This is a genomic window from Devosia sp. YR412 (assembly GCF_900110945.1).
Taxonomy (GTDB): Bacteria; Pseudomonadota; Alphaproteobacteria; order Rhizobiales; family Devosiaceae; genus Devosia.
In genome coordinates this window covers 1-15,905 of record NZ_FOFL01000007.1, presented here as the reverse complement: position 1 = coordinate 15,905, position 15,905 = coordinate 1, and the positions used below count along the sequence as shown (strand labels likewise).

Below are 15,905 nucleotides of genomic sequence, written 5' to 3'. Positions count from 1 at the left end.
TTACGGCCAGATCGGGCCGCGCAGGTAGCGCTCGGCCAGTTGCGCCGTGCCGTCGGCAAAGCCGGTCACATGTTGCTGCGCCAGCTTGGTATCGCCATGCGAACCGACCCAGGCCAACAGTGCCATACGGCGCAGCATGACCATGGAATCGATGGCCGCAATGTCTTCCTCGGCGAGCGGGCGCACCGCCTGATAGCCCTCCAGCCAGGACGCCTTCAGCGCCGGGATGGCCGGATTGGTCTCGTGAAACGAGATGGCAGCGGCAAAATCATAGGCGAACCAGCAAAAGCCGCAGTCGTCAAAATCGATCAGATGGGTCGTGTCGCCATCGACCAGCAGGTTGCCCAGCCGCATGTCAGCGTGGATCAGGCCGAAGCGATCGGGCGCGGTGCCATATTCGGCAAGCCGGCGCCACAGGGTGGCATCCAAGCGATCGAGCACCGCGCGATTGGCTGCGGTCACACCCGGCGCGGCGCGCCAGTCGCCCCACAGCCCGTCCGCATCGAGAATGGTCGAGGCCTGCCAGACCTGGCGCTGGAATTCGGCGGGACGCTGCCACTGCGTGGCGTGATTGTGCAGCGTCGCCGCGTAGCGCCCGATGGTGACGAAGAGATCGCCGAGATTGCTGTCTGGAGTGGGTTCACCGCCCGGCAGGTGGCGGAACAGCACGGCGAAGCGGTCGCCCTGTGCCGTCGAGAAATGCTGCAGCAAGGCGCCGTCACGGCCAGCCACCGGCTCGGGGATCGGCAGCGCCGTATCGCGGCGCAGCGCCATCAGCCAGGACAGTTCGCTCTCGACCGAGGGCCGCGTCTGGTAACCGATGCGGTGCACGCGCAGCGTGAAGCTGCCGTTGGCCGGCGTATCGATCTGAAAGGTCTGGTTTTCGGAATGGTTGATCAGCCGGGCGCTGGCACCGGCCACTTCGATCCAGGATGACAGGGCGGGCTCGACTTCAAGCGCCGTCAGCGGCATCGGCATATCTCCAGGCAGCAACAATGGCCTGAAGCAGGCCAGTCACCAAGGCATAAAGGAGAAATAATGGTCGGAGCGACAGGATTTGAACCTGCGACCCTTTGTCCCCCAGACAAATGCGCTACCAAGCTGCGCTACGCCCCGACTGCGCGGAGACATAGAGAAACCGGGGATTGGGTGCAACCCTGAATTTTGGCCTGATGTGCACAAGCCAAGGTTTTTCGAGGGGCGGTGACGGGATGGGACCGGAAGTCCGGCGTATTTCCGGCGCTTTTTCACTCGGTTGTGAGCCTAAAGCAGCGTCGTAAAGCGCAGAACGTTTGCCCTCATAATCTTGAAATACAAATTGTCGACAAAGAAGTTCCGATGCTATTGTCTGTCCAACGAGGCGCGCGCCTCTCGCCTTTTCGAACTGCCTTTGGAGCATCGCATGCAGCAGAACCCTTTTGCCGGGTGCATACCCGCCCTGATGACCCCGTGTAGGCCTGACCGCAGCCCAGATTTCGATGCCCTGGTTCGCAAGGCACAGGAGCTGATTGGTCTGGGCATGTCGGCCGTGGTCTATTGCGGCTCGATGGGCGACTGGCCGCTGCTGACCGATGCGCAGCGCCAGGAAGGCGTCGAGCGCCTCGTCAAGGCCGGCATTCCGGTGATCGTCGGCACCGGCGCGGTCAATACGCAGATTGCAGTGGAGCATGCCGCTCACGCCCAAAAGGTTGGCGCGGCCGGCCTGATGCTGATCCCCCGCGTCTTGTCGCGCGGCTCCTCGCCTTCGGCGCAAAAGTCCCATTTTAAGGCGCTGCTGTCCGCCGCCCCCGACCTGCCCGCCGTCATCTACAACAGCCCCTACTACGGCTTCGCCACGCGGGCCGACCTGTTCTTCGCGCTGCGCGAAGACCACGCCAATCTCGTTGGCTTCAAGGAATTTGGCGGCGAGACTGACTTGACCTATGCCGCCGAGCATATCACGTCCAGTGATCCGGCCCTGTCACTGATGGTGGGCGTCGATACCGCCGTCTACCACGGCTTCGTCAATTGCGGCGCCAATGGCGCCATCACCGGCATCGGCAATTGCCTGCCGCGCGAGGTGCTTCAGCTGGTGTCGCTCTGCGTTGACGCCCAGAAGGGCGATCCGGTTGCCCGCCGCCGTGCCAGGGAGCTCGAAGAGGCGCTGATGACGCTTTCGACCTGGGATGCCGGCCCGGACCTGGTGCTGTATTTCAAATACCTGCTGGAGCTGAATGGCGAGCAGGAATATGCGCTGCATTTCAATACCGATGACGCCCTGAGCGCGTCGCAGCGCCATCATGCCGAAGCCTCGCTGCAGCGCTTCCGCAGCTGGTACGAAAAATGGGCTGCCTAGGCAGCCCATCATCGCGTCTCAGTTGACGGTGAAGCCTTTCACGAAGGGGTCGCGGTCGTCGAGGAAGATCGTGTTGTAGCCAGTCATCCAGGCCTGTCCGGCGATAGACGGGATCATGCCGGCAAACGCGCCGACCTGGACGGCGGCCTCGACCTTGCCGTGAAACAGGCTGCCGATGATGCTTTCATGCACGAAGCTGTCGCCGACCTGCAGCTCGCCCTTGCCGAATTTCTGCGCCAGCCGCGCCGAAGTGCCGGTGCCGCAGGGCGAGCGGTCGATGGCCTTCTCGCCATAGAACACCGCATTGCGCCCATCGGCCTCGGGATGGTTCGGCTTGCCGGTCCACATCACATGGCGCAGCCCGTTGATGGTCGGGAACAGCGGGTGCTGAAAGCTGTATTTCTCGTTGATCAGCCGCCGGGCAATCGGTGACAGCTGCTGGATCTCGAAGGCGGTGAACTGCGCCATGTCGGCAAAGCCCGGCTGCGGCTCGAAAATGGCGTAGAAATTGCCGCCATAGGCCACGTCGAATTTCAGCGGCCCGACACCCGGCAGATCGATCTCGAGGTCGGTCTGGTAGAGGAAGGACGGCACATTGGTGATCTTGACGCTGGTCACATGACCCGCCGCATCTTGCTCATAGTCGCATTCGATAATGCCGGCCGGCACTTCGAGGCGCAGATGGCCGGGCACCTTGGGCGTCACCAGCCCCTCCTCGATCATCACCGTCACCGTGCCGATCGTGCCATGCCCGCACATCGGCAGGCAGCCGGAGGTTTCGATGAACAGGATCGAGCCATCGACGTCGTCGCGCAGCGCCGGATAGAGGATCGAGCCGGACATCACGTCATGGCCGCGCGGCTCGAACATCAGGCCGGTGCGGATCCAGTCATATTCGGCCAGGAAATGCTCGCGCCGCGCATTCATCGTCTCGCCCTGCAGCTGGGGCCCGCCGCCAGTGACGACGCGCACCGGATTGCCGCAGGTATGCGCATCGACGCAGAAAAATGTCCGCCGGGTCATTTATTGAAACCTCTGAATTGAAAATGCCGGAACATCCGGGCCACCCGCCACCAGCTCGGCGATCATCCGCCCTGTCACGGCGCTGAGCGTCAGGCCGAGATGGCCATGTCCGAAGGCGTAAAGAATGCGCTTGTCACGCGGGTTGCGGCTGATGACGGGCAGGGAATCGGGTGTCGACGGCCGGCGGCCCATCCACTCCGTGCCACCTTCCGGCAGCGACGGCACATAGCGGCGCATCTTGGCGCGCATCGCCTTGGCCCGGCCGTAGTTGGGCGACGTCTCCGGCTTGGCCAGTTCCACCGCGCCACCGACCCGCAGGCCATCGACCAGCGGCGAGGCGATGAAGCCATGATCGCCAAAGCCGACCGGCATGGCGAGATTCCAGCCGAGGTCGGTGAAAGTGGTATTGTAGCCGCGCTCGGTTTCCAGCAGCACTTTCAACCCGCCCTGGCGCACCAGTTCGCGCGACCAGACCCCCGCGGCCACCACGACGAAATCGGCGCTGGCGCTGCGGCTGCCATCGGTCAACACAAGGGTGACGCCCTCGGCGCCCTGTTCCATCCCCGCGACGCGCCCGGCCACAACCGTGGCCTTGCTGCGCAGGAAGGCCTGGTAGTGGCGCAGGACGGTCAGCGGATTGGACACCATCCAGTAGCCCGGCTGGTGCACGGCGCCGGCAAATTCGCCTTCCAGTTGCGGCACCAGACGCCGCGCCGCGGCCGGATCGAGCGCTTCATAGGCATAGCCCAGCACCGCCTTGACCCGCTCGGCCTCCTGCAGCGCAGCGGAGACGCTTTGCGGCGTGCTGTGCACAGAGATATAGCCGGACTGGCGCAGATGGCCCTCCATCCCGGCAATCCGCGCCATGCTGTGGTGATCGCTCAAGGCCGTCTGCATCAATCCGCCGAGCGCCTGGCGCACGTGCACATCATGCGATGGCGCGGCGGATCGCAGAAAGGCCAACAGCCATGGCAGCATGCTGGGCAGGTCCTGCCAGCGGACGGTCAGCGGCCCGAGCGGATCAAGCAGCCAGCCGGGTACGGCGGTCAGGATGCCGGGGCTGGCCAGCGGCGCGATTTCGGGCAGCGCGATCAGCGCCGCATTGCCCGACGAGGTTGGCAGTCCGTCCGGCTCGGTGTCGAAGACAGTAACTTCATGGCCGGCATCAACCAGCCAGGTCGCGGCGGCACTGCCGACAATCCCGGCACCAATGACGTGAACCCGGCTCAACGGAGCACCTCGCCCAGGGCAATGCCGCTGGCGGTATCGCGTGCGATATAGGTCTGGATCTGCCGCACGATCTGTGCGGCATGAGCGGCACCCAGCGCATCGGCCGTGTCGGCGTCGCCGGCCTCGATGGCTGCGACCATGTCGCTATGCTCGTCGACATATTGCCGCGGCAGGGCATCGTCAAAGGACTGATAATAGAGCCGCAACACCCTCCGCCCCTCGTCGAGCAGACGAGCAAACAGCTGGGTGAAATAGTGATTGCCGCCGGCTTCGGCGATGGCGACGTGAAAATCGCGGTTGGTGGCAATCATGGCAATGGCGTCCCGTCGCGCCACAGACGCGGCATAGCTGGCCTCAAGGCTTTTGATCTTGATCAGGTGTTCTGGCCGGCGGTGTACGGCGGCTGATCGCGTGGTAACGCGATACATCAGGGTCAGCGCTTCGAAATAGAACGGCAGGTTGACGAAATCGATCGGCGCCACAATGGTATTGCGGTTGGGCAGCGTCAGCAGCAGCCCCTCGGCACTGAGGCGCACCATGGCTTCGCGAATGGGTGTGCGGGAGAGGTTGAACTGGTCGGCCAGCCGCGTCTCGTCGAGTGGGCTGCCCGGCTCCAGCGTCAGCTCAAGAATAGCCTGGCGCAAGCTGTCGTAGACGATCTGTACGCCCTGCCCGCGCTTTTTCAGCGTAGACACATCGGCGGCCGCTGATTCAATATCCTCGTCCGGCAGTTTGCTCGTCATCATTGGCTCGAACTTGGTGGGGTCATTGCGGCAAGGAAGACGCCTGATTGCGCATGCAAAACTATATACAAACAGTCGACAGGGCGTCATCCCCTTTCTGAACCATCAAGGAGATATCGGCGACATGACGACTGGTTTTATCGGCACCGGCACCATCACGGCAGCCATTATCCGTGGCTTGGCGGCTGCCGGCTGGACCGATCCGATCGTGGTCTCGCCGAGGAATGCAGAGTTGTCTGCAGCACTGGCGGCGGAGCATGGCTTCGTCGAGGTGGCCCGCGACAATCAGGAGGTCGTGGACCGCTCGACGCTGGTTTTCATCGCCGTGCGGCCGCAGGTTTTCGATGAGGCGATGGCGCCGCTGTCGTTTGGCAATGCCGCGGCGGTCGCCAGTCTCGTGCCGACGATTTCCCTCGACCGCCTGCGCGAGGTGACCGGACCGGGGCCCGCCCTGTCGCGCGCGGTGCCGCTCCCCTTTGTCGAGCAATTGACCGGACCGACGCCAATCTATCCGCCGGGGGCCGCTTGCGTGCCGCTGTTTGAAAAGCTCGGCCGCGCTATAGTGGTGGAGCAGGAAGCTCAGATGGATGTGCTGCTCGCTGCCAGCGGCACCATGGGCAGCTTCTTCCTGCTGCAGGCCGCCATCGTGGACTGGATGGCGGCGCAGGGTCTCGATCCCACGCTGGCGCGCCTTTATGCCGGGGAGCTTGTCTCTGGTCTGGCGCTGTCAGCGCAGATCCGGCCCAACCAGAGTTTCGAAACGCTGATGGACGAGTTTTCCACGCGTGGCGGTTTGAATGAACAGTTGCGCAAAAGCCTGGAACAGGCGGGGCTGCGACAGCATGTCGGCGAGGGTTTGACCGCGCTGCTGCATCGGGTGCAGCAGGGCTAAGACCTCCGGGCGTCAAGCACCACCGCAAAATCCTGCTGTCGCTGTTTTGCACGTTGGTAAAAGCCGGCAAGGCGCGCATCGATGCTTGACGCACTGGCAAGGCAGCGCTGCAGCAGGTCCGTGCCGGGTTGACCCTGTGCCCAAGCCGCCAGCACGGCATCATGATCGGCGCGCAGTGCGGCAAAACCGGCGGAGGCTGCGAGTTCGGCTGAACCGATGAGCAGATGGACCGGTTCGGGCTGGCTGATGCCTTTGAGCGGGATGTGTCCAGCCGGCAGGAAGGCCAGGTCCGGCGCCGCCAATCTTGTCTGGTCGGTGACCAAGATGTCGTAACCCAATTCCTTGCAGGCGCTTTCGAGCCGGCTGGCGACATTGACCGTGTCGCCGATGCAGGAATAATCGAAGCGCGTTTCAAAGCCCATGTTTCCCACCAGCGCCGGGCCGGTCGAAATCCCGATGCCGATGCTGATTTTTTCGTCCTGGCCAGCATTGAGCCTTTCCAGAGCCAGACGCATGGCAAGCGCCGCCTCGCAGGCGCGGCTGGCGTGTTGCGGCACGTCCACCGGGGCATTCCAGAAGGCCATCACCGCATCGCCCATGAATTTGTCGATGGTCCCCTGATGCGCGACGATGGCGGCGCCCAGTGCGGCGAACAGCCGGTTGAGAATGCCGACCAGTTCGGCCGGTGCCTTGCGTTCGCTGAGTGCGGTAAAATTGCGCACATCGGAAAACATCACGGTCAGCTCGCGCAGGTCGCCGCCCAGCTTGAGCAGGCCGGCATTGGCCTCGATCTGGGTCAGCAGCGACGGTTCGACATAATGGGCAAAGGCGCGGCGGATGCGGCGCCTGTCGGCATCGGTCACGGCAAATTGGAAGAAGCTCATCGCGGCATAGGCGACGAGCACGGCAAACAGCGCAAAGCTCGGGTCGAGCAACAGCCCGTATTGAGTAAAGGCCAGCCAACTGACCGAGAGCATCAGGGCGCCGATTGCCGCCGAGACCAGCAGGCCCAGCAGCGGTCCGAGCAAAAAGACCGCCAGCACCACCGCCACCACGCTCACAGCCAGTAGCAACAGTTCCAGCCCACCAACCCAATCGGCGCGCATAAGGAACGTGCCGGTCAGCATCTGCTCCAGCGCCTGCAGGTGGATCGACACGCCGGGCACCGCCTCGCCCAGTGCCGAAGCACGAATATCGAGCAAGCCGGCGGCAGAGGCCCCCACCAGGACGATCTGCCCGGCCAGTTGCGGCGCCAGCCGAGCATAGTCATCGGCCAAAAGATCTTTTGCCGAAATGAACGTCTCCGGCCCCAGCGGGCGATAGTAGAGCCACATCTCGCCCGTCGGTCCGGTCGGCACGTCGAAGGCGCCGATGCGCAAGCCGTCCACGGTGCCGGCATCATTCCCCAGCACGACCAGGGTGGATGCACCCTGCGCGACCCCCAGCGTCTCCACCGCCAGCGTCGGCAGCGGCACCGTGCCGTTCGACCACAGCAGTGGCAGCCGGCGCGCTACACCCGCCCCTGCCACATCGAGGCTGGCAACGCCGACGCCCGCAGCGACATCGAGCAGAATTGGTAACGGCGCCGCTACACCTTGCAGAGGTGGCAGATTGGGCAAAACGTCCATGCCGGTCATGGCAAAACCGGACTTCGGCGCCGGCGCAACACCGCCCTGCCCGCTGCGGCTGGTAACCAACACACTCGGCCGGTCGCTCAATGCCTTCGCAAAAACTGCATCCATGCCAAACCGATCCGGCTCGGAAAACAAAACGTCAAAAGCCATAGTCGCGGCGCCAAGCTCGTTCAGCCGATCGGCGATACGGGCCATGACCTCCCGTGACCAGGGCCATTGCCCGATCGCCGCCAGCGAGGACTCGTCGATATCAATGATCCGCACCGGCAGGTCGGCCGGCGCCTGCCGTGGCTTGATCTGCTGGAACACGTCAAACGTCGTCTCGCGCGCCACCTGCACGGCATAGGGATCGGCGGTGCGCAGCAGCACCAGCGCAATCACCAGCGCCGCGCCAAACAACAGTGCCGCGGCGCGCCGTTTCCACATCGACTAGTTCATCGGCGAAGTGGAATAGGCCTTCATTACAGGTGCCGAACCGGGCCGGCAGCGCACGTCGCGGCGGAAATCGCTGGGTGACATGCCGGCGATCTTGCGGAACGACTTGTTGAAGGCGCTGAGCGAGCCGAACCCACTGTCCATCGCCACCTGCAGCACATTGGCGTCGTCCTGCATCAGCAGGGCCTGGGCATAGCTGAGCCGCATCAGGTTGACATAGTCGTTGAGCGTCATGCCGGTCGACTTCTTGAACACGTTCATCGCGTATTTCGGATGGATGTCCGCTGCCTGGGCAATGTCGGAGGAATCGATCTCTTCGCGGAAATTGTCGGCGATGAAATCGCAGATCCGCACCACGATGGGCGAGGAATGGTGGTCCAGTCCATCCACCGCATTGACCACCGCGGCCGGTCCCGGCAGCAAGTCGTAAGGGTCGAAGCGCACGCGCTCGATCCGCAGCAGCAGTTCTTCAACCGCCATGCTGGCCTTCATCGGATCGCCCGAGCGGGCATAGTCGTTCCAGCGGGCAAAGTTCAGCGGGTCGGAGGCATCAGTGGCCTTGGTGACCAGCGTCGCCCCCTGCATCAGCCGCGACTGCACATTCTGCGGCAGCCGGAGGCGGAAGAAATGCACCAGCGGCAGGTGACCGCCGCCATAGACCAGATCGTCCGAAGCATCATCGAGCCAATGCGGCAGGCCGCCCCAGAACAGCGCCATGTCGCCGGCATTGAAGCGCACGTCATGGCCGCTCATCTTATAGTGGGCCCAGCCGCGCACGATGTAATTGACCTCGACCTGGGCATGCCAATGCGCCGCCCGCATCACCAAGGGCGAAGCGTGGAACATGTGCAGCTCGGTCGGCAGGCGTTCGACCCCGTTCGCCATGGGCTCGTAGTAGGCCTTTTCCGCGATCTTACTTTCCGCCAACTCTCTATGCCTTTTGGGATGGACGCCCTGCGCCAGAAGCATAGCTTAGGAAGGGCTCGGAGGAAGAGCAACTTAAAAGGGAGGACTACAATGATCCGCAACACTTCGCGGTCGCGCAGCATTCTTGCCATGGCGCTTGCCGGTATCAGCCTGCTGACCGTCACAGCCGCCTCGGCTGGCGATATTTCCGTCTGGGTTTGGGACAAGGCCTTTAACGGCGACACCATGCGTGAAGCCGGCGCCATCTACACCGCCGCCCATCCTGACGTCACCGTCACCGTCGATGACAGCGCCAGCCAGGACGATATCCGCGCCAAGCTGCAGACCCAGCTTCTGGCCGGCAGCACCGATGGCCTGCCCGACATCGTGCTGATCCAGGACGATATCGCCCAGAAATATTTGCAGTCCTTCCCCGGCGCCTTCGAGCCGCTGTCCGACTCGATCGATATGGCGGCCTTTGCGCCCTACAAGGTTGCCGCCGCCACTTATGACGGCAAATCCTATTCCGTGCCTTTCGATTCCGGCGTGACCGGCCTGTTCTACCGCTCGGACTACCTCGAAGAGGCCGGCTTCACTGCCGCTGACCTCGAAAACATCACCTGGGACCGGCTCGTCGAAATCGGCACCACGGTCAAGGAAAAGACCGGCCACCTGCTGCTCGACCTTGACCTCAATGACACCGGCCTGATCCGCATGATGATGCAGTCGGCCGGCGAATGGTATTTCAACGAGGACGGCAGCCTCCACATCACCGACAATGCCGCGTTGAAGAAGGCCATCGAGACCTACGCCAAGTTCTACCAGGCTGACCTCGTCAAGCCCGTTTCCGGCTGGGCCGAATATACCGGCGCCTTCACCTCCGGCGAAGTTGCCGCCGTGCCGGTCGGCGTCTGGATCACCGCGACGATCAAGGCCAATGCCGATCAGTCCGGTCTCTGGGCCATCGCCCCGATCCCGCGCCTCGACATGGAGGGCTCGGTCAACGCTTCCAACCAGGGCGGCTCGAGCTGGTTCGTGCTCTCCTCCTCGGACAACAAGGAAGAAACCATCGACTTCCTCAAGACGGTCTGGGCGGAAAATGTCGACTTCTACCAGGACATCCTGATCAAGCGCGGCGCTGTCGGCTCGCTGCTCGCCGCCCGTGAAGGCGAAGCCTTCAAGGCTTCGGATGAGTTCTTCGGCGGCGCGCCGGTGTGGCAGAACTTCTCCACCTGGCTCGGCCAGATCCCGAGCGTCGATTACGGCACCTTCACCGCCGAAGTCGATGCGGCCGTGCAGGCCCAGCTCCCCGGCATCATCCAGGGCGGCGATCTCGATGCGGCCCTCCAGGCCATCAACGACCAGGCCACCCAGCAGATGCAGTAATCTGCGCGGAGGGCGGGCCTTGCCCGCTCTCCGTCCCATTCGGCCATCGTTGACGCACCGGGGAGGGTGACACTTGGCACAGGCGCGACTTGATCGCAGGGAGCAGATCACTGGCTGGGCTTTCATCGCCCCTGCCCTGATCCTGCTCGGATTGTTCATGATCTATCCCATCGTCTGGTCGCTCTGGATGAGCTTCCAGGTCGGCAAGGGGATGAATCTCAGCTTTGGCGGCTTTGCCAATATCGTGCGGCTGACCAAGGATCCGGTGTTCATCCGCGCCCTGGGCAATACCTTCACCTTCTTCATCTTCCAGGTGCCGATCATGATCGGCCTGGCGCTGCTGTTTGCCGTCGCGCTCAACGATTCCACTTTGCGCTTCCGCGGCCTGTTCCGCACGGCGATCTTTCTGCCCTGCGTCACCTCGCTGATCGCCTATTCCACCGTCTTCAAGTCGATGTTCGCCACCGATGGCATCATCAACCAGGCGCTGATGGCGCTGCATGTCATCGCCTCGCCGATCTCCTGGTTCGGCGACCCCTTCTGGGCCAAGGTGGCCATCATCATCGCCATCACCTGGCGCTGGACCGGCTACAACATGATCTTCTACCTGGCGGCGCTGCAGAATATCGACCGCTCGATCTATGAAGCCGCCCGCATCGATGGTGTCCCGGCCTGGGCGCGCTTCCGCTACCTGACCATTCCGATGTTGAAGCCGGTGATCCTCTTTACCACCGTCATTTCCACCATCGGCACGCTGCAACTGTTCGACGAGGTCGCCAACTTCACCGCCGGCACCGGTGGCCCCTCCGATTCCACCGTCACGCTGTCGCTCTATATCTACAACCTGACCTTCAAGTTCATGCCCAGCTTTGGCTATTCGGCCACCGTCTCCTGGGTGATCGTGGTGCTGGTCGGCATCCTGACCTTCCTGCAATTCCTCATCGCCCGCGACCGGAGGATCAAGTCATGACCGTCTCCACCGCTGACGCCGTCGGCACGCGCCCCGTCGTGGTCCGCAGCTATGTCCCCGGCAATCCCTGGGCCCTGGCCCGCCGGGCACTGGTCTACGTGCTGCTGTCGATCGCGGCCTTCCTGTCGGTCTTCCCCTTCTTCTGGATGATGATCGGCGCCACCAATGCGTCGGCCGATATTATCAAGGGCAAGGCCTGGTTCGGCGGGGCACTGGTCGCCAATGCCACGACCTTCTTCACCCAGGTCGACGCGCCGCGCATCTTCTTCAATTCCGGCTTCATTGCCGTAGTCGCCACCGCGCTGACGCTGATCATCTCGTCACTGGCCGGTTACGGCTTCGAGATGTTCCGCTCCAAGGTCCGCGAACGCATCTTCGCTTTCCTGCTGCTGCTGCTCTCCATCCCCTTTGCGGCAATGATGGTGCCGCTGTTCGTGATGTTTTCGCAGGCCAAGCTGGTCAACACCTTTGCTGCCGTCATCCTGCCGACGGTCGCCTCGATCTTCATCATCTTCTACTTCCGCCAGGCGACGAAGGCCTTCCCCAGCGAATTGCGCGACGCCGCCAAGATCGACGGGCTCAAGGAATGGCAGATTTTCCTCTTCGTCTATCTGCCGGTGATGCGCTCCACCTATGCGGCTGCGACGATCATCGTCTTCATGGGCAATTGGAACAATTACCTGTGGCCGCTGATCGTGCTGCAGACCGCCGAGAACAAGACCATCACGCTGATCCTGTCGGCGCTGACCTCGGCCTATACGCCCGATTACGGCATGATCCTGTTCGGCACCGTGCTGGCCACCCTGCCCACCCTCGTCATCTTCTTCCTGCTCCAGCGCCGCTTCGTCGAAGGCATGCTGGGAGCCGTCAAATAGTCGCGCCAGTTGGAGAGTTGAATCATGTCTAGTTTGAAACTGCGCGACGTCCGCAAGGCCTTCGGATCACTCGAAGTGATCAAGGGGGTCAACCTCGATATCGCCGACAAGGAATTCGTCGTCTTCGTCGGCCCCTCTGGCTGCGGCAAGTCCACGCTGCTGCGCATGATCGCCGGCCTTGAGAACATCACCGATGGTGACCTGTTGATCGGCGACGAGCGGATGAACGATGTCGATCCGTCCAAGCGCGGCATCGCCATGGTGTTCCAGACCTATGCGCTCTATCCGCATATGACGGTGCGCGAAAACATGGGCTTTGCGCTCAAATTCGCCGGTGTCTCGAAAGCCGATATCGAAAAGCAGGTGGCCGAAGCCGCGCGCATTCTCGAGCTCGGCCCCCTGCTCGATCGCCTGCCCAAGCAGCTATCGGGCGGTCAGCGCCAGCGCGTCGCCATCGGCCGCGCCATCGTGCGCCACCCCGAAGTCTTCCTGTTCGACGAACCGCTGTCCAATCTCGATGCCGAGCTGCGCGTGCATATGCGCATCGAGATCGCCCGGCTGCACAAGGAACTCCAGACCACCATCATCTATGTGACGCACGACCAGGTCGAAGCCATGACGCTAGCCGACAAGATCGTCGTGCTGCGCGAAGGAGTGGTGGAACAGGTCGGCCGGCCGCTGGAACTCTATGACAACCCCGCCAACCAGTTCGTCGCCGGCTTCATCGGCTCGCCGAAGATGAACTTTTTGGCCGCCACCGTGGTCGATAAATCGCCTGACAGCCTGCGTATCGAGCTCAGCGCTCACAAGGGCGTTCGCCTCAACATCCCCGCCACCGGTGGCGCTGTCGGCGACAAGGTGACCCTTGGCGTTCGTGCCGAGCATTTCGGCGAGGCCGGCGCCGGCAATGCCGATCTCACGCTGGATATCGACGTCGCCGAACATCTCGGTTCGACAAGTTATGTCTATGCCAATTCCGGCAGCGAGCCGCTGGTCATCGAGCGCGAGGAATCGCGCCACCAGTTCGGCGAAGACCGCATCACCATCTCGATCAGTGCCGACAAGGCCTACCTCTTCGACAGCAAGGGCCAGCGCCTGCGCTGACATTCTCCCGCCGCCGGCTCTCTGCAGGTGGCCATGACACTTTCTATAGGGACTATTTCCATGTCTGAAAAAATCCGCTGGGGCATTATCGGGCCGGGCAGCATTGCCAAGGCTTTCCAGGGCGGCGTCGCCGGCTCCAAGCATGGCGTGCTGGCCGCCGTTGCCACGCGCGATCCCAATAAGCCGGGCCTCGCGGCGGACTTCCCCGGCGCCAGGGTCGTGCATGGCTATGACGCCCTGCTGGCCGATCCCGAGATCGATGCCGTCTATATCGCCGTTCCCCATACCGGCCATGCCGAATGGGCGATCAAGGCCGCCGAGGCCGGCAAGCATGTGCTGGTCGAAAAGCCGCTGGCGCTCTCCGCCTTCGAGATCGACGCGGTGTTCCACGCCCATCGCAAGGCCGGCACTTTCGCGGGCGAAGCCTTCATGTATCGCCTGCATCCGCAGGCGGCCAAGCTGGCCGGACTGATCCGCTCCGGCGCCATTGGCGAAGTGCGGATGATCCAGTCGAGCTTTGGCTTCAACATGGGCAAGTTCCAGCCGGAACACCGCCTGTTTGCCTCTAAACTTGCAGGCGGCGGCATTCTCGATGTCGGCGGCTATCCGGTGTCGATGTCGCGCTTCATCGCCGGTGCCGCGCTGGGCAAGCCGTTTGCCGATCCGGTCAAGGTCGCCGGCACCGCCAAGCTCAATGCCGAGGGCACCGACGACTGGGCTGCCGCCGTCCTCACCTTCGAGAATGGCATTGTCGCCCAGGTCTCCTGCGCGGTTATGGCCAATCTCGACAATGTGCTGCGCATCCACGGCTCGGAAGGCCGCATCGAAGTGCCGGACTTCTGGTTTGCCGGCGGCGATCGCACCACCGGCAAGGGCCGCATCGACGTCATCAAGAATGGCCAGACCGAGACCATCAGCGTCAACGAGACCGGCCATGTCTATTCCTTCGAGGCCGATGCCGCTGCCGAAGCCATCTTTGCCAAGCGGCAGGAACTGGCTGCGCCCGGCATGACCTGGGCCGACAGTCTCGGCAATGCGCGCGTCCTCGACGCCTGGCGCAAGGATGCAGGGATCGAATTTTCGATCGAAAAGGCCAGCACCCGCGTTACCACGCTCGACAATCGCAAGCTCGGTCCCAACACCGGCGTCATTCCCAAGCGCTCGATCCCGGGCCTTGGCAAGCAGGCTTCGGCCGTGGCACTGGGATTTGAGGACTTCAAGAGCTTCGCCTCGGGCGCCATCCTGCTCGACGCCTTCTGGGAAAAGGGCGGCAATATTTTCGATACCGCCTTTGTCTATGGCTCGGGTTATACCGAAAAGCTGTTTGGCGAATGGCACCGCAACCGCGGCACGCGCGAAGGCGCGGTGCTGATCGGCAAGGGCGCGCATAGCCCCCTCGTCTATCCCGACGTCATCGCCAAGCAGCTGACCCAGTCGCTCGATCGCCTGCAGACCGACTATGTCGACGTCTATTTCATGCACCGCGATAATCCCGAGGTGCCGGTCGGCGAATTCGTCGATGCCATGGACGCCGAAGTCAAGAATGGCCGTATCCGTGGGCCGTTCGGTGGTTCAAACTGGACCAAGGAGCGTTTCGACGAGGCAGTCGCCTATGCCGAAAAGACCGGCAAGACCAAGCCGCAGGCGCTGTCCAACAATTTCGCCCTCAGCGAAATGCTGGTGCCGATCTGGGATGGCTGCGTTACTGCCTCGACCGACGAGTGGAAAAGCTGGCTCAAGGAAAAGCAGGTCACCAACTTCTCCTGGTCCAGCCAGGGCCGCGGCTTCTTCACCGACCGCGCCGGCCGCGACAAGCTCGACAATGAAGAACTGGTGCGCTGCTGGTACAATGACAAGAACTTCGCGCGCCGCGACCGCGCCATCGAACTGGCCAAGCAGCTCGGCCACAACCCGATCCACATCGCTTTGGCCTGGGTTCTTACACAGGAGTTCCCATCCATCCCGCTGATCGGTCCCCGGACCCTGGGCGAGCTGGACGATAGCCTGAAGGCGTTCGAGATTCAGCTGACGCCGGATCAGGTGGCCTGGCTGGATAACGGTTAGGCGCGGAGGAAGCCGCCCGACTGCGGGCGGTGGAGGGGGGGAGCCGCTTTCGCAGATGCGCCAATGCCCCGCATAGAAATTTGGGCCTGTCGCTCTCCTCTCCACCACGCTACGCGTGGTCCCCCTCTCCCGTAAACGGGAGAGGAAGCCACCCCGCCATCCCCCTGCCCCACCAGCAAAAACCCGAAATCTATCCACGCCCCCTCCAACCTCCCGCATACTGTTCCCATACCCGCCACACACGCGGCCCCGACGCAGGGCCGGGCGGGGCGACCGTGGGAGAGGGGCGCTTCTCCAGTGGGGTTGGA

13 protein-coding genes and 1 tRNA gene are annotated in these 15,905 nt (G+C 63.0%); 7 read left to right on the top strand and 7 right to left on the bottom strand.

The genetic code is table 11. The features are described 5' to 3' along the window. Entirely contained in the window at positions 1-972 is a 972-nt protein-coding gene (locus BM045_RS17450) for a phosphotransferase enzyme family protein (RefSeq protein WP_170848567.1), read from the bottom strand. 67 nt (positions 973-1,039) lie between these two features. Continuing rightward, positions 1,040-1,116 (bottom strand) — tRNA-Pro (locus tag BM045_RS17445). A gap of 286 nt (positions 1,117-1,402) precedes the next feature. Here BM045_RS17445 and BM045_RS17440 point away from each other — a divergent pair. Beyond that, positions 1,403-2,335, top strand: coding sequence for a dihydrodipicolinate synthase family protein (locus BM045_RS17440; RefSeq protein ID WP_092185589.1), 933 nt, complete (start codon positions 1,403-1,405; stop codon positions 2,333-2,335). Positions 2,336-2,353: 18 nt separating this feature from the next. On the opposite strand, the gene BM045_RS17435 is transcribed toward BM045_RS17440, so the two are convergent. From BM045_RS17435 to BM045_RS17425, 3 genes are read right to left on the bottom strand one after another with little or no spacing between them, the layout of a single operon-like run. After that, positions 2,354-3,358 carry a 4-hydroxyproline epimerase gene (locus BM045_RS17435; protein WP_092185587.1) on the bottom strand — a complete coding sequence of 335 codons (1,005 nt, stop codon included), beginning with the start codon at positions 3,356-3,358 and terminating at the stop codon, positions 2,354-2,356. Beyond that, a complete protein-coding gene (locus BM045_RS17430; protein WP_092185585.1) occupies positions 3,359-4,588 on the bottom strand; it encodes an NAD(P)/FAD-dependent oxidoreductase in 1,230 nt (409 codons plus the stop codon). Then, on the bottom strand, positions 4,585-5,331 hold the full coding sequence (locus BM045_RS17425; protein ID WP_092185783.1) for a GntR family transcriptional regulator: 747 nt from the start codon (positions 5,329-5,331) through the stop codon (positions 4,585-4,587). Before BM045_RS17425 ends, BM045_RS17430 begins: the two co-directional genes overlap by 4 nt. A gap of 124 nt (positions 5,332-5,455) precedes the next feature. Here BM045_RS17425 and BM045_RS17420 point away from each other — a divergent pair, with 124 nt between their 5' ends. Continuing rightward, entirely contained in the window at positions 5,456-6,223 is a 768-nt protein-coding gene (locus BM045_RS17420) for an NAD(P)-binding domain-containing protein (protein ID WP_092185583.1), read from the top strand. On the opposite strand, the gene BM045_RS17415 is transcribed toward BM045_RS17420, so the two are convergent. Further along, positions 6,220-8,283: a CHASE2 domain-containing protein gene (locus BM045_RS17415; protein WP_092185581.1), complete on the bottom strand. Its 2,064-nt coding sequence runs from the start codon at positions 8,281-8,283 to the stop codon at positions 6,220-6,222. The two genes, BM045_RS17420 and BM045_RS17415, sit on opposite strands and share 4 nt — an antisense overlap. 3 nt (positions 8,284-8,286) lie before the next feature. Next, positions 8,287-9,261: a helix-turn-helix domain-containing protein gene (locus BM045_RS17410; RefSeq protein WP_170848566.1), complete on the bottom strand. Its 975-nt coding sequence runs from the start codon at positions 9,259-9,261 to the stop codon at positions 8,287-8,289. A 48-nt stretch (positions 9,262-9,309) separates the two neighbouring features. On the opposite strand from BM045_RS17410, the gene BM045_RS17405 reads away from it, so the two are divergent. The 5 genes from BM045_RS17405 (at position 9,310) to BM045_RS17385 (ending at position 15,597) form a co-directional block, all read left to right on the top strand. Next, positions 9,310-10,584 (top strand): ABC transporter substrate-binding protein, encoded by a 1,275-nt coding sequence (locus tag BM045_RS17405; protein WP_092185579.1) that lies wholly within the window; start codon positions 9,310-9,312, stop codon positions 10,582-10,584. A 73-nt stretch (positions 10,585-10,657) separates the two neighbouring features. Beyond that, positions 10,658-11,554, top strand: a complete 897-nt coding sequence (locus BM045_RS17400; RefSeq protein ID WP_244523047.1) for a carbohydrate ABC transporter permease — start codon at positions 10,658-10,660, stop codon at positions 11,552-11,554. Next, positions 11,551-12,429, top strand: a complete 879-nt coding sequence (locus tag BM045_RS17395) for a carbohydrate ABC transporter permease (RefSeq protein WP_092185577.1) — start codon at positions 11,551-11,553, stop codon at positions 12,427-12,429. Before BM045_RS17400 ends, BM045_RS17395 begins: the two co-directional genes overlap by 4 nt. Before the next feature lie 24 nt (positions 12,430-12,453). Next, on the top strand, positions 12,454-13,533 hold the full coding sequence (gene ugpC / locus BM045_RS17390) for an ABC transporter ATP-binding protein (RefSeq protein ID WP_092185575.1): 1,080 nt from the start codon (positions 12,454-12,456) through the stop codon (positions 13,531-13,533). A 54-nt stretch (positions 13,534-13,587) separates the two neighbouring features. After that, complete coding sequence (locus BM045_RS17385) at positions 13,588-15,597, top strand: aldo/keto reductase (RefSeq protein ID WP_092185777.1); 2,010 nt, start codon at positions 13,588-13,590, stop codon at positions 15,595-15,597. The last annotated feature ends 308 nt before the right edge of the window (positions 15,598-15,905 follow it).

What these genes read in the sequence shown, in the direction of transcription:
- BM045_RS17450 (WP_170848567.1), bottom strand. Translation starts at nt 972, where the DNA reads ATGCCGCTGACGGCGCTTGAAGTCGAGCCCGCCCTGTCATCCTGGATC.
- BM045_RS17440 (WP_092185589.1), top strand. Translation starts at nt 1,403, where the DNA reads ATGCAGCAGAACCCTTTTGCCGGGTGCATACCCGCCCTGATGACCCCG.
- BM045_RS17435 (WP_092185587.1), bottom strand. Translation starts at nt 3,358, where the DNA reads ATGACCCGGCGGACATTTTTCTGCGTCGATGCGCATACCTGCGGCAAT.
- BM045_RS17425 (WP_092185783.1), bottom strand. Translation starts at nt 5,331, where the DNA reads ATGACGAGCAAACTGCCGGACGAGGATATTGAATCAGCGGCCGCCGAT.
- BM045_RS17420 (WP_092185583.1), top strand. Translation starts at nt 5,456, where the DNA reads ATGACGACTGGTTTTATCGGCACCGGCACCATCACGGCAGCCATTATC.
- BM045_RS17415 (WP_092185581.1), bottom strand. Translation starts at nt 8,283, where the DNA reads ATGTGGAAACGGCGCGCCGCGGCACTGTTGTTTGGCGCGGCGCTGGTG.
- BM045_RS17410 (WP_170848566.1), bottom strand. Translation starts at nt 9,261, where the DNA reads ATGCTTCTGGCGCAGGGCGTCCATCCCAAAAGGCATAGAGAGTTGGCG.
- BM045_RS17405 (WP_092185579.1), top strand. Translation starts at nt 9,310, where the DNA reads ATGATCCGCAACACTTCGCGGTCGCGCAGCATTCTTGCCATGGCGCTT.
- BM045_RS17395 (WP_092185577.1), top strand. Translation starts at nt 11,551, where the DNA reads ATGACCGTCTCCACCGCTGACGCCGTCGGCACGCGCCCCGTCGTGGTC.
- ugpC (WP_092185575.1), top strand. Translation starts at nt 12,454, where the DNA reads ATGTCTAGTTTGAAACTGCGCGACGTCCGCAAGGCCTTCGGATCACTC.